At 53.7% G+C, this 255-nt stretch carries 1 protein-coding gene; it reads right to left on the bottom strand.

The annotated features are described in order from the left end of the window. Positions 1-255 (bottom strand): DUF1176 domain-containing protein (locus FN960_RS24410; RefSeq protein WP_221936872.1); only part of this gene is annotated, 255 nt, incomplete at both ends.

Consider the following 255-nt stretch of genomic DNA (forward strand, 5'->3'; position numbering starts at 1 on the left):
TTAAGCCACTCAGAGAAATGGTCTGATCGCCATCGCGTAAGGTGATTGCCTTCCCTTCCTGAATCATCTGCAAAAACGCGGTGATGGTTGCCGTATCATCGGTTACTAATAACCATGGTGAAATCCGCCACTTGTCACCACTTAACGCCAACGGCTCGCCATCTAACAGCAGCCGTGGCGCTATCTCCCCTTCTGACGCCTCCGGCGACTTCAATCCGCCGCGCTCAATACGTAAAACGGCATCGGTATGCGCCC

Source organism: Alkalicoccobacillus porphyridii (assembly GCF_007293315.1).
GTDB classification, from domain to species: domain Bacteria; phylum Bacillota; class Bacilli; order Bacillales; family Bacillaceae_D; genus Alkalicoccobacillus; species Alkalicoccobacillus porphyridii.